This window comes from Streptomyces sp. CRCS-T-1, assembly GCF_024442335.1.
GTDB lineage: Bacteria > Actinomycetota > Actinomycetes > Streptomycetales > Streptomycetaceae > Streptomyces > Streptomyces koelreuteriae.
In genome coordinates this window covers 581,454-606,640 of sequence record NZ_CP101651.1, presented here as the reverse complement: position 1 = coordinate 606,640, position 25,187 = coordinate 581,454, and the positions used below count along the sequence as shown (strand labels likewise).

General features: G+C 69.1%; 23 protein-coding genes and 2 pseudogenes. 10 read left to right on the top strand and 15 right to left on the bottom strand.

All coding sequences use genetic code 11. The annotated features are described in order from the left end of the window. Positions 1 to 36: 36 nt before the first annotated feature. Both NNW99_RS02750 and NNW99_RS02745 read right to left on the bottom strand, forming a co-directional pair. Positions 37 to 498 carry a winged helix DNA-binding protein gene (locus NNW99_RS02750; protein ID WP_215116982.1) on the bottom strand — a complete coding sequence of 154 codons (462 nt, stop codon included), beginning with the start codon at positions 496 to 498 and terminating at the stop codon, positions 37 to 39. After that, a complete protein-coding gene (locus tag NNW99_RS02745) occupies positions 495 to 977 on the bottom strand; it encodes a MarR family winged helix-turn-helix transcriptional regulator (protein ID WP_215116981.1) in 483 nt (160 codons plus the stop codon). Before NNW99_RS02745 ends, NNW99_RS02750 begins: the two co-directional genes overlap by 4 nt. A gap of 179 nt (positions 978 to 1,156) precedes the next feature. Between NNW99_RS02745 and NNW99_RS02740 the strand changes: the two genes are divergently transcribed. After that, positions 1,157 to 2,122 (top strand): pirin family protein, encoded by a 966-nt coding sequence (locus NNW99_RS02740; protein WP_215116980.1) that lies wholly within the window; start codon positions 1,157 to 1,159, stop codon positions 2,120 to 2,122. Positions 2,123 to 2,283: 161 nt separating this feature from the next. Here the strand turns inward: NNW99_RS02740 and NNW99_RS02735 are convergent, their stop codons facing one another. Then, positions 2,284 to 3,378 (bottom strand): alkene reductase, encoded by a 1,095-nt coding sequence (locus NNW99_RS02735; RefSeq protein ID WP_215116979.1) that lies wholly within the window; start codon positions 3,376 to 3,378, stop codon positions 2,284 to 2,286. 70 nt (positions 3,379 to 3,448) lie between these two features. Further along, complete coding sequence (locus NNW99_RS02730; RefSeq protein WP_215116978.1) at positions 3,449 to 4,447, bottom strand: LLM class flavin-dependent oxidoreductase; 999 nt, start codon at positions 4,445 to 4,447, stop codon at positions 3,449 to 3,451. Positions 4,448 to 4,625: 178 nt separating this feature from the next. Between NNW99_RS02730 and NNW99_RS02725 the strand changes: the two genes are divergently transcribed. From NNW99_RS02725 to NNW99_RS02715, 3 genes are all read left to right on the top strand, one after another. Beyond that, positions 4,626 to 5,015: a MerR family transcriptional regulator gene (locus NNW99_RS02725; RefSeq protein ID WP_215116977.1), complete on the top strand. Its 390-nt coding sequence runs from the start codon at positions 4,626 to 4,628 to the stop codon at positions 5,013 to 5,015. A gap of 88 nt (positions 5,016 to 5,103) precedes the next feature. Next, positions 5,104 to 6,027, top strand: coding sequence for a nuclear transport factor 2 family protein (locus tag NNW99_RS02720; protein WP_215116976.1), 924 nt, complete (start codon positions 5,104 to 5,106; stop codon positions 6,025 to 6,027). A 92-nt stretch (positions 6,028 to 6,119) separates the two neighbouring features. After that, the gene (locus tag NNW99_RS02715) at positions 6,120 to 6,635 is read left to right on the top strand and encodes a nuclear transport factor 2 family protein (protein WP_215116975.1); all 516 of its coding nucleotides are present in this window, start codon (positions 6,120 to 6,122) and stop codon (positions 6,633 to 6,635) included. A gap of 16 nt (positions 6,636 to 6,651) precedes the next feature. On the opposite strand, the gene NNW99_RS02710 is transcribed toward NNW99_RS02715, so the two are convergent. Beyond that, a complete protein-coding gene (locus NNW99_RS02710; protein WP_215124118.1) occupies positions 6,652 to 7,335 on the bottom strand; it encodes an NADPH-dependent F420 reductase in 684 nt (227 codons plus the stop codon). A gap of 74 nt (positions 7,336 to 7,409) precedes the next feature. Between NNW99_RS02710 and NNW99_RS02705 the strand changes: the two genes are divergently transcribed. Continuing rightward, entirely contained in the window at positions 7,410 to 7,844 is a 435-nt protein-coding gene (locus NNW99_RS02705) for a helix-turn-helix domain-containing protein (protein ID WP_251057686.1), read from the top strand. On the opposite strand, the pseudogene NNW99_RS39055 reads toward NNW99_RS02705, so the two are convergent. After that, positions 7,729 to 8,697, bottom strand: a pseudogene (locus NNW99_RS39055) (TraM recognition domain-containing protein); the annotation flags it as partial. The gene NNW99_RS02705 and the pseudogene NNW99_RS39055 sit on opposite strands and share 116 nt — an antisense overlap. A 512-nt stretch (positions 8,698 to 9,209) precedes the next feature. Between NNW99_RS39055 and NNW99_RS02690 the strand changes: the two are divergent. Further along, positions 9,210 to 10,763 carry an alpha/beta hydrolase gene (locus tag NNW99_RS02690; RefSeq protein WP_215116974.1) on the top strand — a complete coding sequence of 518 codons (1,554 nt, stop codon included), beginning with the start codon at positions 9,210 to 9,212 and terminating at the stop codon, positions 10,761 to 10,763. Positions 10,764 to 10,865: 102 nt separating this feature from the next. Beyond that, entirely contained in the window at positions 10,866 to 11,606 is a 741-nt protein-coding gene (locus NNW99_RS02685; RefSeq protein ID WP_215116973.1) for a class I SAM-dependent methyltransferase, read from the top strand. Positions 11,607 to 11,721: 115 nt separating this feature from the next. Here NNW99_RS02685 and NNW99_RS02680 read toward each other — a convergent pair whose 3' ends face one another. The 4 genes and pseudogenes from NNW99_RS02680 to NNW99_RS02665 form a co-directional block, all read right to left on the bottom strand. Continuing rightward, positions 11,722 to 12,285 carry a cysteine hydrolase family protein gene (locus tag NNW99_RS02680; RefSeq protein WP_215116972.1) on the bottom strand — a complete coding sequence of 188 codons (564 nt, stop codon included), beginning with the start codon at positions 12,283 to 12,285 and terminating at the stop codon, positions 11,722 to 11,724. 215 nt (positions 12,286 to 12,500) lie between these two features. Further along, positions 12,501 to 13,010 (bottom strand): N-acetyltransferase, encoded by a 510-nt coding sequence (locus NNW99_RS02675; protein WP_215116971.1) that lies wholly within the window; start codon positions 13,008 to 13,010, stop codon positions 12,501 to 12,503. A gap of 355 nt (positions 13,011 to 13,365) precedes the next feature. After that, positions 13,366 to 13,755, bottom strand: a complete 390-nt coding sequence (locus tag NNW99_RS02670) for a hypothetical protein (RefSeq protein WP_251057685.1) — start codon at positions 13,753 to 13,755, stop codon at positions 13,366 to 13,368. A 78-nt stretch (positions 13,756 to 13,833) separates the two neighbouring features. After that, positions 13,834 to 14,645 (bottom strand): annotated as a pseudogene (locus tag NNW99_RS02665) (IS5 family transposase). 116 nt (positions 14,646 to 14,761) lie between these two features. Here NNW99_RS02665 and NNW99_RS02660 point away from each other — a divergent pair. After that, positions 14,762 to 15,139, top strand: a complete 378-nt coding sequence (locus NNW99_RS02660) for a nuclear transport factor 2 family protein (RefSeq protein ID WP_215116970.1) — start codon at positions 14,762 to 14,764, stop codon at positions 15,137 to 15,139. Between the two features lie 543 nt (positions 15,140 to 15,682). Here the strand turns inward: NNW99_RS02660 and NNW99_RS02655 are convergent. The 3 genes from NNW99_RS02655 to NNW99_RS02645 all read right to left on the bottom strand — a co-directional run bounded on the left by NNW99_RS02655 (position 15,683) and on the right by NNW99_RS02645 (position 18,729). Beyond that, positions 15,683 to 16,087, bottom strand: coding sequence for a YrhB domain-containing protein (locus NNW99_RS02655; RefSeq protein ID WP_251057684.1), 405 nt, complete (start codon positions 16,085 to 16,087; stop codon positions 15,683 to 15,685). A gap of 192 nt (positions 16,088 to 16,279) precedes the next feature. Beyond that, positions 16,280 to 17,191 (bottom strand): phosphotransferase family protein, encoded by a 912-nt coding sequence (locus NNW99_RS02650; protein WP_215116969.1) that lies wholly within the window; start codon positions 17,189 to 17,191, stop codon positions 16,280 to 16,282. A gap of 95 nt (positions 17,192 to 17,286) precedes the next feature. Further along, positions 17,287 to 18,729: an MFS transporter gene (locus NNW99_RS02645; RefSeq protein ID WP_215116968.1), complete on the bottom strand. Its 1,443-nt coding sequence runs from the start codon at positions 18,727 to 18,729 to the stop codon at positions 17,287 to 17,289. A gap of 313 nt (positions 18,730 to 19,042) precedes the next feature. Here NNW99_RS02645 and NNW99_RS02640 point away from each other — a divergent pair, with 313 nt between their 5' ends. Beyond that, positions 19,043 to 21,331, top strand: coding sequence for a SpoIIE family protein phosphatase (locus tag NNW99_RS02640; protein WP_215116967.1), 2,289 nt, complete (start codon positions 19,043 to 19,045; stop codon positions 21,329 to 21,331). Between the two features lie 27 nt (positions 21,332 to 21,358). On the opposite strand, the gene NNW99_RS02635 is transcribed toward NNW99_RS02640, so the two are convergent. Further along, positions 21,359 to 22,543, bottom strand: a complete 1,185-nt coding sequence (locus NNW99_RS02635) for a type III polyketide synthase (RefSeq protein ID WP_215116966.1) — start codon at positions 22,541 to 22,543, stop codon at positions 21,359 to 21,361. A gap of 370 nt (positions 22,544 to 22,913) precedes the next feature. Here NNW99_RS02635 and NNW99_RS02630 point away from each other — a divergent pair, with 370 nt between their 5' ends. Continuing rightward, a complete protein-coding gene (locus NNW99_RS02630; protein ID WP_251057683.1) occupies positions 22,914 to 23,411 on the top strand; it encodes a GNAT family N-acetyltransferase in 498 nt (165 codons plus the stop codon). A 33-nt stretch (positions 23,412 to 23,444) separates the two neighbouring features. Here the strand turns inward: NNW99_RS02630 and NNW99_RS02625 are convergent, their stop codons facing one another. Beyond that, on the bottom strand, positions 23,445 to 25,175 hold the full coding sequence (locus NNW99_RS02625) for a SpoIIE family protein phosphatase (protein ID WP_215116965.1): 1,731 nt from the start codon (positions 25,173 to 25,175) through the stop codon (positions 23,445 to 23,447). Positions 25,176 to 25,187 lie beyond the last annotated feature (12 nt).

Sequence of the window (25,187 nt, the reverse complement as noted above, 5' to 3'; positions counted from 1 at the left end):
GAGGCCGACAACCGGGCCGGTCGGTTCAATATTCCACTACCTGGTTCGGTAGCTGCCGGCCAGAGCGGCCAGCTCGGCATCGGCCCGCTCGGTGATCAGGCTCAGCACCCGTCCGGCGACGGCCAGGTCCTCCGCCGGAATGCCGTCATAGATCCGGGCCGTGAGGGGCGCTGTCTCCCCGGAGGTCGTGTCGTAGAGCTCCCGTCCGGCATCTGTGATCCGCACACCCGATCCCTCGTCCGGGGCCAGCAACCGCGCGGCGATCAGCTCGTCGATCACGGCGTGCACCTCCGTCGCGTCGATCTTCAGCGCGCCGGTGACCCCGTCGACGAGCCGCTCGCGCCCGACCGGGCCCTCGGCGACGGCCGCGAGGCGGAGGGTGACGGACTGCTGGAAGGTGACGCCGTGCCGGGCCAGTACGTTCTCGAGGATCGCCCGGCCGGCGTAGTGGGCCAGGGCGATGACGCGGGGGCCGACCGGGGGAGTGGTGGTGGTCATGACTGCTCCGTCTCGTTCTCGCTGAAGGGATCAAGAGGCGCGTCGAGCAGGGCCGTCAGGTCGCGCGCGAACTCCCTCGCACGCGCGCTCTCGAGACCGCCGAGCGGCTCCAGAAGCTGCTGAAGCAGCCCGTGGACGACGGTGATCGCCCGCGCGCCGACCTCACACCCCTGCTCGGTGAGCGCGAGCTGCACCGCACGCGGATCGCGCGGGTCCCGCGTGCGCTCCAGAAGGCCGGCGGTCTCCAGTGCGCGGGCGAGCTTGGACACATAGAGCGGTTCGAGTCCGGTGTGGTCGGCGAGGCGACGCTGACTGGGCCGTTCGCCGGACCGTCGCATGCCGTAGAGCGAGGCCACGAGCGAGTACTGCGCATGGGTCAGCCCCAACGGGGCGACGGCCCGGTCGACGGCCACCCGCCACTTCATCGACAGCCGCCACACCAGGAACCCGGGTGTCGCGCCTTCGGAACCATTGCTCATGGGCCGATACAGTACATGGCGACTATATACATGGCGACTATTTATGGACGGGGGCCAAGGGCATGACCGCCTGGATGACGCGGCGCAGCGCCGCGGCGACACATGGACGCAGCGACGCATGGACGCAGCGACGCATGGACGCGCTGACGCGAGTCCTCCCGCCGGACTAGGTTGTGGCCATGAGCAATCTTGAGCGCGAGGCGGCACCCGCTCTGTGCGGTGGCCGGGGCTTCGTCGTGGCGGAGCCGGTGCGTGAACTCCTCAGTCCTCGCCGCGTCAAACTGGGCGAGTCCAGCGAGGTCCGCCGGCTGCTGCCGAACCTCGGCCGCCGGATGGTCGGGGCCTGGTGCTTCGTCGACCACTACGGCCCCGACGACATCGCCGACGAGCCCGGCATGCAGGTGCCGCCGCATCCCCACATGGGTCTGCAGACGGTGAGCTGGCTGCACGAGGGGGAGGTGCTGCACCGCGACTCCACCGGCAGCCTCCAGACGATCCGCCCGCGCGAACTGGGCCTGATGACCTCCGGCCGGGCGATCAGCCACTCCGAGGAGAGCCCTCGCTCGCACGCCCGTTTCCTGCACGGCGCGCAGCTCTGGGTCGCCCTCCCGGACGGCCACCGCCACACCGACCCACGCTTCGAACACCACGCCGACCTGCCGGTCGTCACGGCACCCGGCATCAAGGCCACCCTCATCCTCGGTGACCTCGACGGCGCCACCTCGCCCGGCACGGCGTTCACCCCGATCGTCGGCGCCGACCTCGCCCTGACCCGAGGCGCGGACCTACGCCTCCCCCTGGAACCGGACTTCGAGTACGCCGTCCTGTCCATGTCCGGCGAAGCCCACGTCGACGGCGTCCCGGTCCTGCCCGGCTCGATGCTCTACCTCGGCTGCGGCCGCAGCGAACTGCCCCTGCGGGCGGAGTCGGACGCAAGCCTGATGCTCCTGGGCGGCGAGCCGTTCGAGGAGGAGTTGATCATGTTCTGGAATTGGATCGGACGGTCCCAGGAAGAGATCGTGCAGGCGCGTCAGGACTGGATGGAAGGGTCGCGGTTCGGGGAGGTGAAGGGCTACGACGGGGCCCCGCTGCCGGCCCCCGAACTGCCGGCGGTAGCACTGAAGCCGCGAGGCAGGGTGCGTTGACCTGCAGAAATACTTTCCTGGCGCCTAGTCAGCCATGGAGAGATACCCGGACGTCATGATCACACCAAACGCAACGAGATCACGGCTCGGGACTTCCCAGGTACTTCCAGAACGGCGGCCGCCGCAGGGCAGCCGGTGCGGCAGAGGTTCTGCCGGGCCGGTCAGGCGTCAACTGCGGGAAGCTGTTCCAGGGTTGGGTAGTCCGTGTATCCGCGGTGATCTCCGCCGTAGAGCCCGTGGGGTGCGAGGGCGTTGAGCGGGGCGCCGACGCGCAGCCGCTCCACGAGGTCCGCGTTGGCGAGGAATCCGCGTCCGAAAGCGACCAGGTCGGCACCGCGTCGCAGCCAGGCGTTCGCCGCATTGACCTTGGTGACATCACCCGGCCGGCCGGCCATTGGTGCGATCACGAGAGCGCTGGGCCACACAGCCCGGATGCGGTCATCAAGGTTGGTACCCGTCTCGACAAGGTGGAGGTAGGCCAGACCGTCCTGGGCCAGCTCCTGGACCAGCGCGGTGTACGTCGCCTCCGGTGCCTGCTCGACGAGGCCGCCGAACTGGTTTCCCGGGGAGATCCGCAGCCCGACGCGGTGCGGGCCGATGGCTGCGGCCACCGCTCGTACGACCTCGACCGTCAGCCGGATCCTGGCGTCGAGAGATCCGCCCCAGCCGTCAGTGCGCAGGTTGGCATTCTCGGCGAGGAACTGGTGCAGGAGGTAGCCGTTGGCGGCGTGGATCTCCACACCGTCCATCCCAGCGGCCATCGCGCGCACCGCCGACTGGGCGAAGTCGTCGATGACGTCCAGGATCTGCTCATGGGTGAGCGCTTGCGGACGGACCGCCGCCTTCCGTCCACCGGCGGTATACACCTCCGCTCGCGCGGCGATGTCCGAAGGAGCCACGGGGTGCAGCCCGTCGGGTAGAAACGAGGGGTGGGCGAGGCGTCCGGCGTGCATCAGCTGTACGAAGATCCTCCCCCCGGCGTCGTGCACCGCGTTTGCCACGTAGGACCAGCCGAGACGGTGGGCGTCCTGGTGCAGTCCTGGCGCGCCGGGGCCGATGCGGCCTGCGGCGGTGGGGTGGGTGCCCTCGGCGATGATCAGCCCGGCGGTGGCACGCTGGGCGTAGTACGTGCTCATCAACTCGGTCGGGGTGCCGTCCACGGCGGCCCGTGACCGGGTCATCGGGGCCATTGCGATGCGGTTGGGCACGGTGAGGGCGCCCAGTGTCGTGCTGTCGAACAGTGTCGTGGTGCTCATGGTGTCGGGTCCTCGCTGCACCCTGCTGCGTGGGCAGGGAAGCCGGAATGAGTAGGGGGAGATTCGGGGGTCACGCGGATTTCAGTTCGGCGAGGAGTTCGTAGCTGCGGATGCGGTCCTTGAAGTCCCAGGTCTCGGTCAGGACGATGAGCTCGTCGGCCCCGGTGCGCTTGAGCAGCGCACCCAGGCCCTCGCGGACGGTGCCGGGCGAACCGACCACGGACTCGCGCAGCATGTCTTCGACGGCCGCGGCTTCCTGCGGGGACCAATGCCGGTCGATGTCGTCGACCGGGGGCAGGTTCTGGAGTTCGCCGCGGATCAGGGTGAGGAACTTGCGCTGCAGGGTCGTGAAGATGCGCCGGGCTTCGCGGTCGGTGTCGGCGGCGATCACGTTCACGCCGACGATGGCCTGCGGCTTCTCCAGGCTCTCCGAGGGGCGGAAGTTTGCTCGGTAGACCTCCAGCGCGGCGGCGAGCTGGGTGGGTGCGAAGTGCGAGGCGAAGACGAAGGGCAGGCCCTCCTGTGCGGCCAGGGCCGCGCCGAAGGTGGAGGAGCCGAGAACGTACAGCGGGACCTTGGTGCCCTCGCCCGGGATGGCGCGTACCCGCTGCTTGGGTGTGGTCGGCTCCAGGTAGCGCCGCACCTCCGCCACCTGCGCCGGAAAGTCCTTGGCACCGGCGTCGCCGCGGCGCAGGGCCTGGGCCGTCCACGGGTCGGTGCCCGGAGCTCGCCCGATGCCGAGGTCGATGCGCCCCGGGAAGAGGGAGGCAAGGGTGCCGAACTGCTCGGCGACCACGTACGGGGCGTGGTTGGGGAGCATGATGCCACCGGAGCCGACCTTGATCCGTTCGGTGGCGGAGGCCACCTGCCCTACGAGAACGGAGGTCGCGGCGGACGCCACCGCGGGCATGTTGTGGTGTTCGGCGATCCAGTAGCGGTGGTAGCCGAACTCCTCTGCCTTACGGGCGAGTTCGATGGTCTCGAGCAGTGCCTCGGTGGCCGTGCCCTCGCCGTGCCGGATGGGGGCGAGGTTGAGCAGGGAGAGCGGAATGTCGCGGAGCTTCTTCATGGTGGTGCGGGATTGCCTTTCTGCAGCTGCGGACGCGGAGCTGGGCCGGTCGGCGTGGATCACGTGATCAGGCAGTGGGTGTACAGGGGAGGCGGGGCGGAACTGCGACGCCGGACACCGACGTTAAACTTGCACATCGATGTCAAGGTCAAGACGAAATGGAGTGAGGTGCGTCACTGTGAAAATCGGTGAACTCTCCCGACGTACCGGGGTCGCCACCAGGCTCCTGCGCTACTACGAGCAGCAGGACCTGCTCCACCCCGACCGCCTCCCCAACGGCTATCGGGACTACCCCGAGAGCTCAGTGCAGCGCGTCCAGCAGATTCGCGACCTGCTCCAGGCGGGGCTGAGCACCGATGTCATCCGTGAGATCGTGCCCTGCTTCCTGGGTGCGGGAGCCGAGCTGCGCCCCATGGTCGACCCGGAGCTGGCCGCCAACCTGGCGCGGGAGCTCGGCGAGATCGAGCGGCGCATCGAGACCCTGACGCGCAATCGTGACGCGATCCGCGACTACCTGGCAGTCGCAAGCCAGACGGTCCCGGGCCATCGGAAAACCCCCGCTGCTTGACATTCACACTGATGTGAATGTTTAGCGTCGGCGCCATGTCTCGCAGCAAGAAGCCATGCTCCTCCCCTCCACAGTGGGGGGCCGATCGATGAACCCGATCACCAAGGACGTACGCGCCACTCTGGACGCCTTCGCCAGGGGGTGGACCAACGGCGACGAATCTGCCCTGAGTCGCCTCTTCACCGAATCGAGCGTGCTGCATTCCAGCGCGCACGGGCAGGCTCGCGGTGCGGCGGAGATCGCCGCCCTGTTCAGCGCCGACATCGTCGCCAAGACGGCCCTCCGTCTGGTCACCACCAATCACTCCGTCAGGGGAGACGATCGCCGGACCGTGCTGACGTCGTACCTCTACGGCACCAGCTCCCATTCCGACCCCGCGCCCTCCACTTTCGGCGCGACGCTCCTGGCCGACCTCGTGCGGAGCGAGGCGGGCTGGCAGTTCGCGGAGCTGCGGCTGTCCATCCCATGGACCGACGGAGACCCGGCACGGTTTGCCCCGTGGAGCCTCCCGTCAGCGGAAGGCTGGAAGCTCGGCGACGCGGCACCCACCATCGTGAGTGAGCTGGACTCGCCGTGGGGCCGTGGCATCCCCGACCTCGACGCCGACGACGCCGTGCAACAGGCAGCGGACTTCTACGCACGCTATTCATGGGCCATCGACCAAGGCGACTTCACGCTCCTGCACGACTGTTTCACCGAGGACATCTCCGGGTCATTCCCCCCGATGGGCGACCTCAACGGTCGCCATGAAGTCATCGGCCAGATGAAGTCCTTCCGGCGCGGGTGGCCATGGATGCAGCACTTCGGCCGGACGCTGCACGTCACGGTCGACGAGGCACAGACCAGCGCTCACCTCGTTGTGGGCAGGATCATTCCGCAGCAGCCGGCCGCGCCCAATGGCCAAGACCTCTACGGAGCCCACTACCAGTTGGACCTCCGCCGCCAGAGCGGCATCTGGCGGATCTCCGGCTTCGACTACACACCCGGCTGGATCACGGTCAAGGATTCCTAGACCTTCCTGGAAGCGACACACCGCATGGTGACGTCCGCGGCCAGGACTCATCAGCTGCCCCGTTCCATGCAGTCGAACACTGAAGGACCCTCATGTCTGATACACACGAAGCCCTCACCGCCGTTGCCGCGCTGGAGGCCCGCCTGAACCGGCTCGAAGACGCTCGCGCCGTCGAGCAACTGAAGTACCGGTACGCGGCTCACTGCGACAACGCCTATGACGCCCAGGGCATCGCGTCCCTCTTCACCCCCGACGGCCGCTGGGTGGTCGACGGCGAGGGAGGCAGTAACAACGGCCGCGTCGAGATCACCGAACACTTCAAGGACCTCCCGAAGAAGATCTTGTGGGCCCAGCACTACGTCATCAACCCGCAGGTGGAAATCGCCGAGGACGGCTTGTCGGCCATCGGCAACTTCCGCCTCCTGTGCCTGTGCACCATTGCCCGCACGGACGACGCCGGCGCGCAGGACGCCGTGATCCTCACGATCGACTACACCGACCGGTTCGTGAAGCGTGACGGGCAGTGGTACTTCCAGGAACTGCGCGGGCGCACCCACCAGGTATCCAATTGGGACCAGGGCTGGGTGAAGCAGCCCTTCCGAGAGTGAGTAGCAACAAGAATGCCTAATGGAGAACCGCCGTGCCGCCGTCCGCTTCCTGGTGGCTTGGTCCGGCTGCGTATGCCAGTGGCGGTGCGACTGCTTGCGCATCCGCTCCCTCGCCGACCCAGAGGGTGATGAACAGCGCGGCTGTCGCTTCCAGGAGTCCCGCACGTTCGAGACCGCCGACAGCCACGGGTTCGCAGCCCACGTCCCGCACCAACTCGCGTACAAACACGAGAGCCTCCTCGTCATTCCCACAGATCGGAACGGCCAGTGGTCGCCCATCGAAGACGGGCGGCCGCATGCGCCACACGTCCTCGTGGCAGAGGTTGAAAGCCTTGACCACGTGGGCTCCCGGTGCCGCAGCGGCAAATCGCCGCGCGGCCGAAGGGCCTCCTTCCGTCAGCAGCCGGAACCCTGGACCGACCGGGTTGGAGCAGTCGAGCAGCACCTTGCCCTCCAGGGCCGCATGCATGTCCCGCGCCACGTCTGCTCCCGCCCCGAAGGGCAGCGCGGCCAACACCACCTGGCCGAACTCGGCCGCCGCGCGCAGACCGGCAGGTTTCGTGCTGCCTCCGATGCGCGTCGCGAGCCGCTCTGCCTTGCGTACGTCCCGTCCCCCGATGATCACCTGGTGTCCGGCCCGCACCCAGTGGGTGGCGAGCGCGTCGGCCATATTGCCTGTCCCCAGTACGCCGATTCTCATCATGCGTCCCCTCTCCGCGCCTGCTATGACCATGTGCACCGACGCTAGAAGGCGGTTCGGGCACCATTTGGTACGTGACGACTGATGCCTTCCTCGCCGACTGCCGCGCACGCCTCGCCTTCGACCTGCTTTCCAACACCTGGAACGCCGTCGTGCTCTGGGCCCTGCGCGACGGCCCCAGGCGCCCGGTCGAACTACGGGAGCGGATCGGGGGCATCAGCTCCAAGGTCCTCACCGAGACTCTGCGCCGACTGCAGTTCAACGGACTGGTCGACCGGCAGGCAGACCCTGACGCACCATCACGGGTCGAGTATCGACTCACGTCTCTGGGCCGGACCTTGCTGGCGCCCATCGACGCCTTCGGCGCGTGGGCCTTCCAGTACGGCGATCAGGTCATGGCCGCCCAGGAAGCAGCATGCACGCCCGCCCCGGCGAAGCAGAGCGCGGTGCCCTTGGGGTCAGGGCCCGGATCGCGTCGGCCGGCAGGATCCGCTCCTGCCGCATGCTGACCGAGGTCGACTTCCCGGACTCCGAGTGCGAGGTGGAGGTGGTCTCCACCTCGTGGTCGCCGATCAGCCGGCTGAGCTTGTTGGCGAAGTCGGGGTCGTCGATGCCGGAGCCGATGACCTTCACGGTCGACGCTGACCACAGGGCATCCACGCCCGCGTCCCCCCCCCAGACCCTCTGGCCCTGGCGGTAGGACTGCAGGATGGTGATCGGGATGATCCCGCGGCTGCCGAGGTGGGAGAGGTCCGGCAGGTCGCTGATCTTGCAGACATAGGCGGCCTCGTCGAGGATCGCCAGTACCGCCCAGGCGTGCTCTCGGGCCGCCGCCTCCAGCTGGTCGTATCCCACCTGGGCCGTCATCTGCCCGTCCCACTTGCGGTATCGGTACACCGGGACCGGCAGCAGGATGCCGGGGGCGAGAGCGGTGACGCCGAGGGCCGCGCAGTAGTCCTCGCCCTGGACGAGGCCGCCCATCGTGGCGGCGCGCACGAGGTCGGTGCGGGCGAGGATCGTGGTCGGCCCGATGGGGATGGTGTCCGCCGGCGACTTCCAGTACGTCGACACGTCACCGGCCTCCTGCCGGCCGGGCGGCGTGGGGGCCCGCCACAGGGTGGTCGAGCCGTCGGGGTACTGGTCCTCGCTCCAGCCCGCACACCAGCCGACCCCGGTCGACTCCAGGGTGTTCAGCTGTACGGCCATGGCGTCGTGGGCGAACTCGTCATCGTCGTCCGCCCAGTTCATGTACGGGGTGCGGACCTTGTTGAGGGCCAGGTTGCGGGCGCAGGCGGCGCCGACCGGCCGGGGAAGCGCCAGCGTGCGGACGCGGGGGTCCTGCGCGAGCGGCGCATCGAACCGGCATGCTGTCAATTGCAGTTGCAGCCGGATTCTCTCCTGGCTTCGGCGACGGAGCTGTGGCCCTTGGTGGCAAAGGCGCGGTCGGGCGTCGGTATGCTGGTGGGCTCGCGTATTCAACTGTCGTGAGTTCTCCGTGGGTTCCAGCCGGATGGTGACTTTAAGCGGTCTCCGCCGGCGTATCGGCTCCAGGTGCCTCCTCCCTTCGGCGAGTACCCGGACGAGACCGCCGGCCTCTTCGGTCCTGTTGAGGTGCTGTCCTCAGTGGCTTGCTTCGTTGTTCTCAGCTCGACAGCGATCGCTCCGTGCCCCTGGCTTCGTGGTCGAGCCGTGTCCCGATCCGCCACTGGCTGACCGGCCGTGACGAGCCCGCCGCCCCGGACATCGCACGCCGGGCGTCCGGCCGTGCTGTCGGAGGCGGCTTGTATCCTTCACGCATTCGAGGATCGGACGATCACGCGTACGGGCATGTGGGCCCGGGGCGGGCGTCCAGGGGCGGGAGCGCGGGGATTTCGATGAGTGACGCACGTCCGTTACGAAGCCGCAGACCGGGCCTCGCGGCCGGCGCGTGCATCATCGCCGGGGTCGTCCTCGCCGCGATCGGGGCCGTCGGCGCCTGGCTCCAGCACGACGCTCCCGGCCGGAGTGCGGAGCCGCGTACGGAGTTCACCGCGAACAACCCGCCCGCCGGTCTGCCCACCGCGCTCACCACGGGCCAGCACCTCCGCTGGTCCCGCTGCTCCTCGCCGCCCACCGCGCGCACGGGCTACGACTGCGCCACCATGAAGGTCCCCCTGGACTACCGGAAGCCGGACGGCAGGACGATCGACGTCGCCTTGATCCGCCGCAAGGCCACCGGCCCGAACGCCCGGCGCATCGGCTCGCTCGTCCTCAACTTCGGCGGCCCCGGCGTGTCCGGCGTGTCCGGACTGCCCGAACGCCTCAACCAGTACGAGACGCTCCTCGACCGCTACGACCTGGTCTCCTTCGACCCGCGCGGCGTCGGCGCGACCATCCCCGTGCGATGCGGGAAGTCCGCGGACGACACCGGCTACGACGGGGCCGACGCCTGCGCCGAGCACTCCGGGGCGCTCCTCCCGTACATCGGCACCTCGCACACCGCGCGCGACCTCGACCTGATGCGCTACCTCCTCGGCGACGAGCGGCTGTACTACTTCGGCGTCTCGTACGGAACGGCGCTCGGCGCGGTCTACGCCCACCTGCACCCGTCGCACGTCGGACGGCTCGTCCTCGAAGCGTCCGTCGATCCGACCGAGAACCTCAACGAGGAGCAGGTGTCGCAGGTCAAGGCGGTCCAGGCGGCGTTCGACCGGTTCGCCGCGCACTGCGCGGCCCGTATCCGCCACTGCCCGACCGGCGATGGGCCCGAGGAGGCCGCGCGGCGTATGGTGCGCCTGGCCGACCGCCTGGAGAAGAAGCCCGCCCCGGCCGGCGGCGGAAGGAACCTCGACGCCGACGACCTCGCGAACACCGTCAGCGACCATCTCGGCCTCGGCACGGACGGCTGGGCGCCGCTCGCCAAGGCCCTCACCGCGCTGATCGACCACAACGACGGCCGTCCGCTGAGCAAAGGCGCGGACCACATCGGCTCCGCCGACCGCGCGGCGACCCCGCGCGACAACAGCCGCGCCGCCCAGACCGCGATCACCTGCGCGGACTCCAGTCTGCGCCCCGGCTTCGAACGCCTCGACAGGGACGAGGCCCGCGTCAAAGCCGCCTCACCTGTCTTCGGCGCGGCCTGGTCCACCGGTGTCTACCTCTGTTACGACTGGCCGTTCGACGGCGAGCGCACCACGCTTCAGGTGAACGCCGACGGCGCGGCCCCCGTCCTGGTGGTCGGCGGCACCGGCGACCCGACCACCCCCTACCCCGGTGCCCGCCACATGGCCCGCGCCCTGGGCGACGGTGTCGGCGTCCTCCTGACGGCCGAGGAGGAGGGCCACGGCACATACCCGCAGAACCGCTGCGTCACGGAGACGGTCGACTACTACCTCCGCACCGGCCGCACCCCCGCACCGGGAACGGTGTGCCGGGGCAGCATGTCCTGAGGCTCGTACGGCGGGGGCCGAGTCAGGGGCGGACCGAGGCGAGGGCAGGCCAGTGCCCTCATCGTGTTGACCGCCTCCGGCAGGCAGTGCTGGAGTCGGCGTGTGGACAGCATCCCCGCGAACCGGCGGCTCTGGAACCGGATCAGCAGCGCCTACCAGCACGAGCACGATCCGCAGATCGGCGCCGCACCTCGGCTGTGGGGCATGTACTCCATCCCCGACACGCACCTGCACGCCCTGGGCGACGTCACCGGCAAGCGTGTCCTCGAACTCGGCTGCGGCGCCGGCCAGTGGTCCAGGGCGCTCGCCGCCGAGGGCGCCACCGTGGTCGGGCTCGACCTGTCCGAAGCCCAACTCACCGCAGCACTCCGCGCGATGGGATCTGCTCGCTACCCGCTGGTGCAAGGCGCCGCCGAACAACTCCCCTTCGCCGCCGACAGCTTCGACCTGGTGTTCTGCGACTTCGGTGGGCTCAGCTGGGCGCCCCCGCACCTGGCCGTCCCGCAGGCCGCACGCATCCTGCGCCGCGGTGGGCGCCTGGTGTTCAATGTCGCCAGCCCATGGTTCGAAGCCTGCTACGACGAAGCCGCCGGCCGCGTGACCACGACGCTGCAGCAGGACTACTTCGGGCTGAACACCATCGCCGAAGACGACGGCGCGACCAGCTATCAGCTCACCTACGGCGGCTGGGTCAAGGTCCTGCGCGGCGCGGGTCTCATCATCGATGACCTCATCGAGCCGCGGCCCGAGCTCGGAACACCCAACGGCTACAACGAAACCGACCCACCCGACTGGGCACACCGCTGGCCGGCGGAACTGCTCTGGGTAACCCACAAACCGTAAGTTCCGCCGTGCCGAAATGTGGAAGGCATCCCCTCGCCGGACAGCACACCTAGGGCGCCCCAGACAAGGTTGAACTGTGCGCAGCGATCCGTCGTGAAGTCCGGGCGGCCCCCCGCTATTGCGGTCTGATGGCTTTCAGCCAGTCCTCGACGGCCATGACATCTGCCCATTGCGGGAACAGCCTCTCGGTGAGCATCTTGTGGATCTCAGGGTCGGTGTCGAGGCAGCCATCCGCCAGGACGGTGAGGCCGAAGTCCAGGTCGATGGCGTGCCAGAGAGTGGACAGCACTACAGCGCTGGTGGCGATGCCGGTGAGAACAAGGCTGTCGATTTCGCGAGCCCTGAGTATCAAGTCGAGGTCGCTGCCCGAGAATGCGCTCCCTCGCCTCTTGGTCACCACCACGTCGCCCTGCTGGGGCGCGACGTCGTCATGGATCTCGGTGCCAGGGGCGCCCTCGGTGAACAGGCCGGCCCGCACGGCGTTTGTGATCACCTTGTTGCGAGGGCTGACTTCCGGATCGCCCGGCCGTAACCCCATCACCACGTAGATCACGGGGATGCCGGCAGCCCGGGCACCGTCGATCGCCCTGCGCAAACGCGGCAGATATCCGGAACCGTCGTCGGCGATGGCCACGACGTCCCGTTGGATGTCCATCACCAGAAGAGCACTGCCCGCCATGCTCGCCGTCCCTTCTCCCTTGGAAAACAAGGGCAAGTCTGGTCGATCAAACGAGCCGCGGTGGAGGATCGGAGATCTTCTCGGTGACAGGCAGCGTCGCCCGTGAGTTACGAAGCCATCGGGTCGGCCCAGAGCGGGATCATCCGCACCGCGACCTCGTGTTGCTCGGGAAGGTCGCGGAGGACATCTGGAGCGGCGTGATCGGCTTCGGCCGGTCACTTCTCTGGACTCAGACTTGGCGTCCGGCTCGAGGCTCCCGCGCCGCGCCCGTACTGATATCTCAAGCGATGCACGCCTCGACTACTCAGCACGCGCTGACCGTCGCGCCGCCACCCCTCTCGCTCATAGAACGCCATGGCCCGCTCATTCCCCTCCAGCACCCACAGGAACCGTTGGGTTGCTCCCATGCCGTCCATTGCTTTGTGAGCTGCTTCCATGAGGCGTCGTCCGACACCGGCTCCCTGTGCCTGCGGCGCGACAAAGAGGTCGTACACATAGCAGTGGCCCGGTTCGTCGCCCGAGGCGACGTCGACGAACCCAACGATGTCGAGCTCGTCGACAGCCACGATCACGCTGTGACCTCGGAGTAGGCCGCGCCACCCTGCGGCAAGGCTGACGCGGAGAACGTCTGGAGACAGAATCTCGGCGTAGGCCAACGACATCGCGTCCGCGTACACCTGGCGGACGCCAGTGCGGTCGCCAGCTTCGTACGCCCTCGTGATCATCTGAAGGAGGGTAGTCCACAGCAATAAGTCGTGCTCCTGCGGATGTAGTTGGACGCAGAGATCGAGGGCTGCACCGCCGCTCCACCGTCTCGCACCGCAACGGTTGCGCTCGATGGATTCCTGACAACAGCCTGAACTGCGGAATCGTGGTCTGCAGAGCTGCCTCACGGGCTCAGGACCCAAGAGGACCGAGCGGCTGAACGAAGCCTTCACGGTCCCGTGCCTCTGCGCGGCTGTTGTCTACCGCCGGACCTTAGAACTCGTAACATGATCTTGCTGGCGTACCGCAGCTGGTCGGGGGGCACTGTGTTGAGTAGGTTGCCGCTGCCGAGGTCATTCACGGGCTACGCCGGAGTCATGCTGGGATGAAGCTCGGCCACCAGGGTGGGATGTTGCCCGGGCACAACGGGGCGGGGTAGGAATCCGGCATGCCGAGCCATGTGACAAGGAACCAGGTGAACCACAGGGTGAAGATGAGCTCTGCAGTCAGGGCTGTCCTGCGATGACGTCTTCCGAGGGTGCTGTGCAGGATCACCCACGGAACCGCAGCGGCGATCCAAATGAGAGGGACAAGAAACAGCAAAGCCATGCCATTGGTTACGCCGTTGCCGATGTCACACGTAGCCCATGCATTCCCAATGGCAGCAGTGGACACCACCGCGGTCAGCCCACCGAAGCGGACACCAAAGCCAGTTCCTCTGAACCAGCGGCTCGGAGGACTCGACGGCGCTGCTCCCACGATCATCTCCCCTCCTCGCCGTAGATGCGGAGAGTACCAACGTGTGAAGCAGCCTGCTGGTGTCCTGGCCTGCCCTGACACCGGTCAGCAGTTCTTGAGCTTCCGAAGCCGTCGCCAGCAGATGAGGCTGCAGGCGAGGGAGACGAAGGCGTCGTGAAGTTCGGTGCGGCGTTCCCATCGCACGGCAAGGCGTTTGAAGTGGTGAAGCAGGGCGAAAGTCTGCTCGACGACGTAGCGGAGCTTGCCCATGCCCTGGATGTTCGGCGATCCCTTGCGGGAGATGACGGGCAGCATCCGCCGGCAACGCAACTCGTCGCGGTGGGCGTTGGAGTCGTAGCCCTTGTCACCGAGCAGAGCCTCGGGCCTGCGGCGGGGTCGGCCGGGGCGGCCCGCGACGGGCGGGATGCCGTCGACCAGGGCGAGGGTCTGGGTGACGTCGTTGACGTTGGCCGCAGTCGTGATGACCTTCAACGGGGTGCCGCGTCCATCGCAGATCAGGTGGTGTTTGCTGCCCGTTTTCCGCCGGTCGACCGGCGACGGACCCGTGTCGGCGCCCCCTTTTTCGCGCGGATGTGAGAGCCGTCCACGCAGGCCCGTGACCAGTCGAGTTCGCCAGCCGCGTTCAGCTCCGCGAGCAGGACCCGAACCAGCCGGTCGAAGACTCCTGCCTTCTGCCACCGGTCCAGGCGGCGCCAGCGGGTCTGCCCCGAGCCGAACCCCAGCTCCAAGGGCAGCAGTTGCCAGGCTATGCCGTTGCAGAGGACGAACAGGATGCCCTGAAGGCAGAGCCGATCCGCCACCGGTCGCGGCCCCGGGGCCCGCACCGGCTACGGCGGCAGTAACGGCTCGATCAGCGCCCACAACTCATCGTCCACGATCCACGGTCGAGTACCCACACCCCACGAACGGCCGAATCGTCACACCGGTTACGCCCCACCAGCACGCTTCAACAAGATCCTGTTACGAGCTCTTAGACGGCGCCATTCTGTGTGGTGCCGTGCAGGATATGGTCATGGAACCCTCGAAGACCATTCAGATGCTCTGGGCCCGTATGCATGCCCGGGATTGGGAAGGCGTCGGCGAGCTGCTGGCGGACGATGTAGTTGTGGAATGGCCGGTCAGTGGTGAACGCATCTGCGGCCGGGAGAACTACGTACGCATCAACGCGGAGTATCCGGAGGGCTGGTCGATCAAGGTTCTCCGCGTCCTGGCGTTCGGGGACGAAGTCGTTTCTGAGGTTGAGGTTCCTCACGACGCGTTGGGTATCCACCGGGTGGCGTCCTTCTGGACTGTCCGCAACGGCATGGTCGTCAGCGGCCGCGAATACTGGACGGAGCTTGGAGCGGATCCTTCTCCGGCATGGCGGGCTCCGTATGTCGAGCGCCTCTGAGGAGGTTCATCGTCACCGACACCCTCGGCCTGCTCATGGCCGTTCACGTCGTGCAGCGAATGTCCAGGACCGCGACGGCGCCCGCGTCCGCTGCTGTGGACCCGGCTCGACCATCCCGGAATCTGTAAGGCCTGGGCGGACCAGGGCTTCGCTGGCCGACTAGTGGAGTGGACCGCTCAGACTCTGGGGCGAGAGCTCGAGATCGCCGAAAGGAACCCGGCCGGCGAGGTTTCCGGGTCCAACCCAAACGTTGGGCGTCGAGCGGACCTTCGCATGGCTCATCGCCCACTGGCGTCTGGCCCGGACTACGAGTCCAGCCCTGCCCGATCAGAAACGATGATCCGCTGGGCGATGATCGGCATCATGGTCCGCCGACTCTCAAGGCGAGGGCTGACCGCACGGCCAGGAGCCCGTCGCTTTTCCGGACCGCTACTGAACCGGGCCGGCCAGGGTACTGATGGGCAGCGGAGGGACCCTCTCCGGCGTCCGGGTGAGGTTGACCAGCTCCTCCGAAGGATCGTCTCCGTCCCGGACGGCCATGACCTAGGCCTTCGCCTGCTGCAGCCCCAACAGTGGGGCCCGCTTCCGCAGGTGGCGCATCGCGGCCATGGTCCCCTCGGAGTGGACGAGCGCTTCAACGGCCGCGACCAGCGGATCGGGCGGCCGGACGCCCCTGATCTGCTGGAGGTGGAGATCTTGCCAGACATCGGCGACGTATGTGGTGGCAGGGATGTGGTGGATGCTCCCGTCCTGCCGGTCGACTAGGTAGGGCCCGTGGCCCACCAGCATCTTCCCAATGTCGCCGCTGCGGATGTACTCCACCGATTGCCAGACGACCAGCCACCCGAGAGCGTGCTCCTTTATCTCGTAGACAGCGAGCTCGGGTAGTCGTGCCATCCATGGTGACTCCTGCCGCTGTCTCGACAGCAGGGCCTTGACCAGCTCCACGGCACGCTCCTTCGTAACCACGCTCCTCATCTTGCATCACGGCGCAACCGGTTCTTGATCCCGAGCTGACCAGCGGCGCATGACTAGATCGAGATCTCAAACACGGTCTGAGAGAATGCGATCGGCTCCGCGGGTAGACATGGCAGCTGGGGTCGGTGCTCGCTGCTGGGCCTGGGGCCGGGCCGCTTCGGCTCAGCCCCCTGCGTTCATCAAGGCGCTGACATAGGCGTTCAGTCGTTCCTCCACGACACGCGTCGTCAGCTCTGCCCTGCCTGCCTCCCGCCATGGCCGCGCCACCTGCTGCACTTCTTCTGAGCACGCCAGCGCGTCCCGCACCTGCCAATACAGCCGTGCGCCCGCAGCCGCGGCCAACGCTCCGCCGGCCTCCTCGTACACCTCGGCGAACCGCAGGCCCCACGTCGGGCCGTGCAGCAGCGCGAGATTGGTCGAGCAGTGCGCGACATCGAGATCCGCCGGGCCCCAGGAGGCCGTCGCCCAGTCGACGACACCGGTAATCCGGGCACCGGTGGGCTGTGGGGGCGACTCGTCGAACAGCAGGTTGCCGGGCTGGAAGTCCCGGTGCAGGAAGCGACCTTGGTAGGGCGGCGCGGGCTTGCGGATCACGTCGATCGCCGCGGCCCATACTGCCGCCTCGGCGCACTTCGGAACCACGACGGTGTCGGCGGTCGTCAACGCCACATACTCCCGGAGCGGCTGGGTGGGACGTACCGCGTGGATCGTCACGAGTTGACGGGCCAGTAGAGGTACGCGCGTCTCCAGTCCCTCATCGTCGAGGATCGTCCGGCCGGCCAGATGTGTCATCAGGAGCGAGGGAAACTCGCAGTGTGCCGCCGTTGAATCAACGGCGAGTAGTTCAGGAGCCGGCACCTCGGTCCCCGTGAGTAGGGTCAGGGCGTCGGCCTCCCGGCTCAGCCAGTCCGCGGCGTGCCTCACGTGGCGCGAGTCGACGAAGCTCCGCAGGACCAGGTCACGCGTGTCTCCGTTCTGCACGCCGACGGTCAGCCTGAGCATTTCGGCCGTAATGCCGCCGTGCAGCGCCTCGGCTTTGACGACCCGTTCGCCGACCTCGAGGTGCCGGCTCACCCAGGCCAGGGTTCGTGGTCGGACAGCCACCTCCTCATCATCATCAGGCAAAACGGCGTGGCTTTCGCGGAAGGCTTGATGGTGGGGATGTTTGCTCAGCCGTCCTGGTCGTCGGCCCGGCTGCCCGAAGTCGCCTGGGGCGGTGTCGTGGTTGGGGGTGGCGGCTCCTCAGGCAGCAGGTGCCAGCCGAGGTGGGCCGTGAGGAAGGTGGCGAGTTCGTCCGTATTGGTGGACTCCGCAGGTAGGTCATTCGGCCGGGGCTGGTGGAGCTCAATCAGTTCATCCCGTAGCCGGGCATCCAGAATCGGTGCTTGGTAGCAGTCGATGGTCCCTCGATAGAACAGCCAGTCGAAGATGCGGACAGCAGGGCAGCGGCCAGATTGGGGTATTTCCGCCAGATGCTTGTCCTGCCAGGAGCCGACGTAGGCGTAGTCCGCTTGCTTCAACGCTTCGTCGAGGGTCGGGGTGGGGAGATCCTTCACCCTCCAGTAGATACGGGCTTCGGCTTCAGGCAGAGGTTCCGGGACTGCGGCAAGCCAGAGGCGATATTCGAGCACCGAAGCAGCTTGCCAGGTCATTTCACCTGTGTGCTTACCAGCGCGCGGATGGAGGGCGTGGCGAGGGTGGCGAGGAGGATGAGCGCGGCGGCCGCGTAGAGGGTGGCTTGGAGGTCGAGGAGGAGTACGGCGGGTCCGGCGGCGAACTGGGCGAGGGGGAGTGCGAGGTAGGAGCCGAGGTCGCTGTAGGCGTAGGCGCGGGCCAGGCGGTGACAGGACGCCGTCGGCGACCGCGCCGAGTGAGCCCGCGGCGACGGCCACGCCCCAGCCGGTGCGGCCGATCCCGGTGCTGTCGGCGACGGCCGGGCCGAGGACGGTGAACGAGGCGGTGATGCCGGCGTTGAGGAAGCAGAAGGCCACCACGATCACCCACACCCAGCTGCGGGAAGTGAATTCCTGCCAGCCGACGCGCAGTTCATGCACCACACCGGGGCTGGGCGAGGGCGGCGTGACCCGGACGCGGACCAGCGCGAAGCACACCGCCGCGAGCGCGAAACTGAGGGCGTCGACGGCCAGGCGCCAGCCGGGGCCGACCGCGGCGACCAGTACGCCGCCCAGTGAGGCGCCGACGATCGTCGCGCTGCTGCCCGCGATCCTGGAGAGCGCGAGGGCGGTGCGGCGGGACTCGGCCGGCACGGTCTGGGGCAGCAGGGCCTGGGCGGCGGGCTGGTAGCAGGAACTCGACGCCCCGTTGATCACGGTCAGCGCCATGAGCAGGGGGATGGCGGCGCTGTCGGTGAGGACCAGGGTGGCGATCACCGCCTGGCTCGCGGCGCCGGCCAGGCTGCTGCCGACCAGCAGCGGGCCGCGTGGCAGCCGGTCGGCCAGTACCGCGCCGTACAGCAGGAAGAGGATGCGCCACCCGTTGCCGAGCAGGTTGGCCGTCGTACCGATGAAGAGATGACGGAACGGGCGGTGGTGCAGAGGTGCCAGGGCGGCAGGCATGCGCTTGATCGTCGAGCCGGGTGCGCGGCTGCTCATTTGTCTTCGTGAGCGTTACGGCGATTCCGATCACACCGACGAGCTGCCTTCGGGAATGAGGACGCCCGTCCCTCTCGCCCTGACGATTCACCCGTCGCGTGATCGTGCCGTGCCACGGCGGCGCGATCGCTTCGTCACCGAACGTGTCCCCCTCTCACTGTCCGCGCCCACCGCGCGATCCCCCGGCGCAGGCGAAGCGGCCCCGGGTGTTATTGAATGAGGTGTGCGGTCAGGAATCTCGGGGCCCTGTCGCCCGGGTTCTGGTACGGCCCCGGCGCTGTGCCGGGGTTGGCGAGCGAGCTGAGAGAGCCGCATGGACTCCACCCCCTCCCCCTCGTCCGCGTCGCCGTTCGACATGGTCAGCGGCGCTCTGGGGCAGTACATCCCACGCGGCGGGGCGGCAGCGGCCACCGGTTCTGCCGACCCGCCGGGCGACAGTGCCGCCTGCCAGCACGTACCGGCCAATCCGAACCCCGGCCGTCAGGAGCAGATCCTCGGCGCGGTCAATCTGGACCGGGATCTGAGGATCACCCGCTCCAATCTGGGCGCCCCCGTCTTCGCGGGGGTGGAGGCCCTGACCGGGAGCTCCTTCGTCGATCTTCTGCCTCCCTGGGACGTACCGACGGTCACGCGGCGGTTGCGGCAGGTCCTGGAGACCGGTGAGCCGCATGTCGCCCGGGTCCAGCGCCTGCGGCGCGGTGACGGGTCGGAGCTGGTGGTCTCGATGAGCATCCTGCCCGCCGCGCCGCCACAGGAGGGCCTGACCGTCTCCCTGATCGCCATGGCCAGGAGGCTGCACCTGTACGCCGCCGAGACCGCGATCGGCACCTCGCTGGACATCGGCGAAACCGCGCAGTCGCTGGCGGAGTCCCTGCTGGCCTGGGGAGACGTGGCCGCCATCGACCTCGACCTCGCCGTGTGGACGGGCGAGGTGGTCACCGAGCAGCCGCAGCGGCGCATCCGGCTGCGGCGGGCGGCCCTGGTGCCGGACCGGGCCTGGCCCGACGGCTATGTGACGCCGGGCGACGATCTTCCCGGCGACGCGAGTCGTCTGCTGTCCCAGGCGATCCGGCGTGACGACGCCGCGCAGGCCATCGTCATCCCCGACCGGGCGGAGATCGAGCGGGTGCTCGGCAGTCAGCGGCTGGTGCGTGCCCTGGTGCCCGGTGACCGTGCGGCGGGTGTGGCGTACATTCCGCTGGTCCTGAACGGCGCGCCGCCCGTGGTGCTGGGCGTGGCGGAGGTCTGGCGGCGGGCGGACCGCCCCTTCCACGACAGTGAGCTGCTCGACCTCCAGGAACTGGTGGCCAGGACCTCGCACCACGTGGACCTGGCCCGTCAGCACCAGCGCGAGCACACACAGGTGCTGGCGCTGCAGCGCCGGCTGCTGCCGCGGTCCGCCGGCGACACCATCGAGACCGCCAGTGTCTACCAGCCCGCCACCCCCGACAGCGCGGGCGTCGGCGGTGACTGGGTGAACAGCTTTCCGCTGCCGGACGGCCGTACCGCGCTGGTGGTCGGTGACGTCGTCGGGCACGGCCTGGGAGCCGCGGCGACCATGGGGCAGCTCAGCATGGAGGCCCGCGCGCTGCTGTCCGCGGGGCTGGCGCCCAACGAGGTGCTGGAGCACCTGGACGAGACCGTGACGCTGCTGGACGACACGGAGTCCGGGCTGGTGGCCGGGTACAGCGCCCTCGGGTCGACCTGCTGCATCGCCGTCTACGACCCGGTCAGCCATCAGGTGGCGCTGTCCAGCGCCGGACACCTCCCTCCGGTCCTGGTGCCCCCGGACGGGCCCGCCGGTTCCGTCGCGGTACGCCCGCACCCCGGGCTGGGCGCCGAGTTCGCGCTGCGGGAGCCGTTCGACGTGCACGTGTTCGCCGTACCACCGGGCTCGCTGCTCGCCCTCTACACCGACGGACTGGTGGAGGATCCCGCCCTCTCGATCGACGAGGGCATCGGCAGGCTGGCGGAGGTCGTGTCCACGGTGCACCCCTGGGACGCCCTGCCGCCGGCCGCTCGGCGCGTGGTCTCCGAGCTGGCGCCCGTGCGCCGCCGCGACGACGTGACCCTGCTCCTCGCGCGCATGATCGGCTACCGCAACGAGGACACCGCGACCTGGCGTCTGCCCGCCCGCGGCGACGCGGCCGCCCGGGCCCGCAGGCTGGTCTCCGCGCTGCTGAGGCAGTGGCGCACCAGGGACGACACCCGGGACAGTGTGCTGCTGGTGGTCAGCGAGCTGGTCGCCAACGCGGTCCGCTTCGCCGAGGGACCCGTCACCGTACGGCTGATCAGGGCCGGTCATGGGCTGCTGTGCGAGGTGGGCGACACCGGCAACGGCAGGCCGCGGCTGGGCCGGGGTGGGCTCTCCGACGACGGCGGCCGTGGCTTGCACGTCGTGCACGGACTCACCACCCGGTGGGGGGTGCGGTGGACGGACACCGGCAAGGTGGTCTGGGCATCGATCGCGTCAGCCGGATCAGCCGGATCAGCCGGGTCGGCTGGGCCAGCCGGGTCGGCTGGGCCAGCCGGGCCAGCCGGGTCAGCCGGGCCAGCCGGGTCAGCCGGGTCAGCCGGGTCAGCCGGGCCAGTCGTGAGGTGACGAGGCCGCGGGCGACGCGAGCGCGCGCTACAGCCACTCGCCTTCCAGGGCGGTCGCCGTGAGGCCCGGGGCCGCCGCGTACAGGACGGCGCGACTGCCTGGTGCCTGCCCGGCGTCGTGCGCCCTGCGCATGATGTCGAACACGGCGGCACCTCCGCGGTTGCCGCTGGTGTAGCTGTCCCGGCTGTACTCCAGCAGCCCCGACGGCCACCCGTCGGGCATCGTCTGCTCCATGTACTCCAGCACGCGTGTCCCGCCGGGGTGCGCGAGCAGGACGTCGGGGTGCCAGGAGCCGGGGTCGTCCTCGTACCGGACGCGCAGCCACTCCCACATCGCGGTGACCGTCTCCTGCACGGCGCGCGGCCCGCGGCGGTCCATCACGAAGTGGGTGCCGTCCTCCCGTGTCTCCAGGCGGTGCAGATCCTGGGTGCCGGGCAGGGTGTGGTGCCAGGCGGCGTCCAGCCGCAGCATCGACTCGGGCCTCGGGCGGCCCGTGACCACGGTGGCGACCGCGGTGTCCGCGAACAGCAACCGGACGATCAAGGACTCCAGAGTGTCGTCCGCGGGCTGGTAGGTCGTGCTCAGTGCCTCCGAGATCACGACCAGCACCACCCGGTCGGGGTCCGCGGCCACGAGATCCGCGGCCAGGGCCAGGGAACGGGTCCCGGCGACACAGGCCCACTGCGTGGCGGGGAGCAGCATCACGTCGCCCCGGAGCGGGATCTTGTTGGCCAGGGCGACGTCCAGGCCCGGCAGCGCCGGGGTGGTGGAGTGGCTGGTGATCAGGCAGTCGACGTCCGAGGTGTCCAGCCCGGCGATCTGCAGGGCCCCGCGTGCCGCCTGCTCCCCCGAGGACTGCACGGCCGCCCAGGCCGGCGCCGTGCGCTCCTGGACGGTCTGCGGCGCGGGTATCGCCTCCAGGGCGGTGATCACACGGTCCACGTCCTGTTCACTGAACCCGTCGCCGGTCAGGGCCTCCCGGGCGGGCCCGACCCCGGCGGCCGGCAGGGCGCTGCCGCCGCCGGGTGCGACGGCGCTCTCCAGCGGCAGCATCCAGCCGCGGTTCTCGATGCCCGTGCTGGCCGCGATGCTCTCGACCCGCGGCGCCCACGCGGCGTGCGGGTGCCGGTCGCGTACTTCCGAAACGATCTCGCTGGTCTTCACGGTGTGCCTGCCGTGAATCACGGCAGGCGGGCACAGGTAAGCGGCCATGGTCGGCACCTTTCTCCGGGGAGAGGAGGGGGGAGAGGGAGGAGAGGGGATGGAGGGCGAGGGGGAGCATCACGATCGCTGTGGCATGGATCACTTGGACGGGTCCGTCCAAGTCGATGAGGGCGCGCTCCACTTCGGGCTTCGGCAGCCGTTCCGAGAATGGACCCTAAAGGGATATTTGCGCTGTGATTTGGGCAACTTAGGTGGTTTTGTCATGCGTGACATGGTGCACACCGAGCGACTCGTCACAGCGCTCCGTCCGCCCGGCTGACGCGAAAACAGGTGGACACGTCCCTGGGACTCCATGACCATGCGCGCTGTGACAGACAAAGCCGAGCGCCTGACCACAGCCCCCACGAGCACGAGATCCGTGAGATTCGTCGAGCTGTCGAGCACGGCCATGGCCGCCCTGCTGAAGGACGATCTGGCTCAGGCCGGTGCCGAAGCCGGTGTTCCTCTCACCGAGTACTTCGTCACCGACAGGGCGAAGTGGGTGTGGCGATACCGGCTCAACCAGCTCGCCTCGGACCCGGGTTGCGCGGGGTGGCTCACACAGATCGTGGTGGCCGAGCCGGAGGGTGCCGTCGTGGGGTACGCCGGATTCCACGGGCCGCCGGACGAGGCGGGCATGGTGGAGCTCGGCTACTCGGTCGTCCCCCTCCACCGCCGTCAGGGCTGTGCCAGGGCGATACTGACCGCGTTGCTGCGGCGGGCCTCCGGCGAAGCCTCCGTCAGGATCGTGCGGGCGACGATCAGTCCTGACAACACCGCTTCCCTGGCCACGATCTCCGGGTTCGGCTTCGTGGAGGTCGGAGAGCAATGGGACGAGGAGGACGGCCTCGAACTCGTCTTTGAGGTTCCTGCCTGATCGAGCTTCCGCTTCCTCGGCCTGAGCGGCAGCTCATGCGCCGTGTCGTCGCGGTGCGAGCGGGGGAGTGCGCGCGGCGATGAGGGTGATGTCGTCGCGGGGGTCACCGAGGTCCCGGGCGAGTTTCGCGCACAGCTCGGGCAGCGGCAGATGGCGGTGGGTGGTGACGTGCTGGCGCAGACGGGTCATGCCCTCGTCGAGGGATTGGGCGCGCGATTCGACCAGGGCGTCGGTGTAGAGCAGGAGAGTGGCGTCGGCGGGCAGTTCGGTGTGGGTGGTGGGGCGCTCGGCGGTGGGGCGCAGTCCCAGGAGCATGGCCCGCGCTCCCGTGAGGTAGCCGACGCCGTCGGCGGTGATCAGCAGGGGAGGGGGATGGCCCGCCACGGACCAGGATGCCTGCCAGGCCCCGCTGGTGGTCCGGCGCAGCCGGGCGAGGATCGCGGTGGCGGAGTCGGCGAGGGTCAGACGGGCCTGGGCGGTGTCCAGGCGGCGCAGGATCTGACCGGGTGTCTCCTCGGGGCGGTCGACGGCCAGCGCCCGGAGCATGTTGCGCAGTTCGCTCATACGCGAGGCGGCCTGGATGTCGTGTCCGGTGACGTCTCCGATGACGAGGGCGAGGTCACCGTCGTGGAGGAGGAAGGCGTCGTACCAGTCGCCGCCGACCTCCGCCGTGTGCTGGGCCGGCTGGTAGTGGGCCGCCAGTTCGATGCCCGGGACATCGGGCAGGGCGGTGAGCAGGGCGCGCTGCAGGGCCGTCGCGATGTCGGCCTGGGCGGCGTGCAGCCGGGTGTTGTCCAGGCCCAGGCTGATGCGGCGCGCCACCTCTTCGGCCAGGGCACGGTCCGCGACGTTGAAGGGCGGGCCCGCCGGTGCGCGGGTGAGGGTCAGCGCCCCGAAGGTGGTGGCGCGCAGCCGCAGCGGAATGACGAAGGCCTCCTCGGCCTGCACCACCGCCATCAGGTCGGTCTCCTCCGGCGCGGCCGGGGCCAGGTCCGTCAGGTGCTGAGGGCCGCCTCCCTGCATGACGCGGCTGACGGCCGCGTGGTGGGCGGGGTGCCGCGGCAGCGTCTCACCCTGGTCGGACGAGGCGGCGGGCAGGATGTCGGCGATGTGATGGGCGTGGGCCGCCCGGCGGTAGCCATGTCCCTCGGCCAGGTCGATCAGGGCGGTGTCCGCGAGGCGGGGCACCAGTTGGCGTACGAGACGGTGCAGCGCTTCGTCGGTGTCCAGGGTGCTGGTCATGGCGAGCGTCAGCTCGCCGAGCCAAGTGGCCTCCGCCAGATCGTATTCGGCCTGTTCACGCATCGTCTCGCTGTGCGCGTACCGCTCGGCGCGGCGGCCCTCCCGCTCCCGCTCGGCCGTCGCGTCGTGGAACACGACCACGGCGCCCTCGCCGTGCCCGAGCGCCGCGGGCAGCGGAGCGGCGGTCCACCACACCTGAAGCGACGTGCCGTCGGCGCGCAGGAACACGGCGCGGTCGCCACTGGTCCTGCGGCCCGGCGCGCCATCCTTCGAAGTCGGCCGCTGCGTGGGTACGGCGGCGGCCCCCGCGCCCGGCGGGTGCAGGGCGCGGTGGGCGTCGACCCCGATCAGGGTGCCCGGCTCGTAGCCGAGCAACTGCTCCGCCCACGGGTTGCAGGCGAACACCCTGCCCTGGTCGTCCACGGCGTACACACCGGCTCCCACGGCCGCGAACAGCGCCGACATCAGCGTCTCGTCCACACCGATGCCCGTGATGTCACGTTCTCCCCGCCCGCTCTTCACTCGACGCATTTT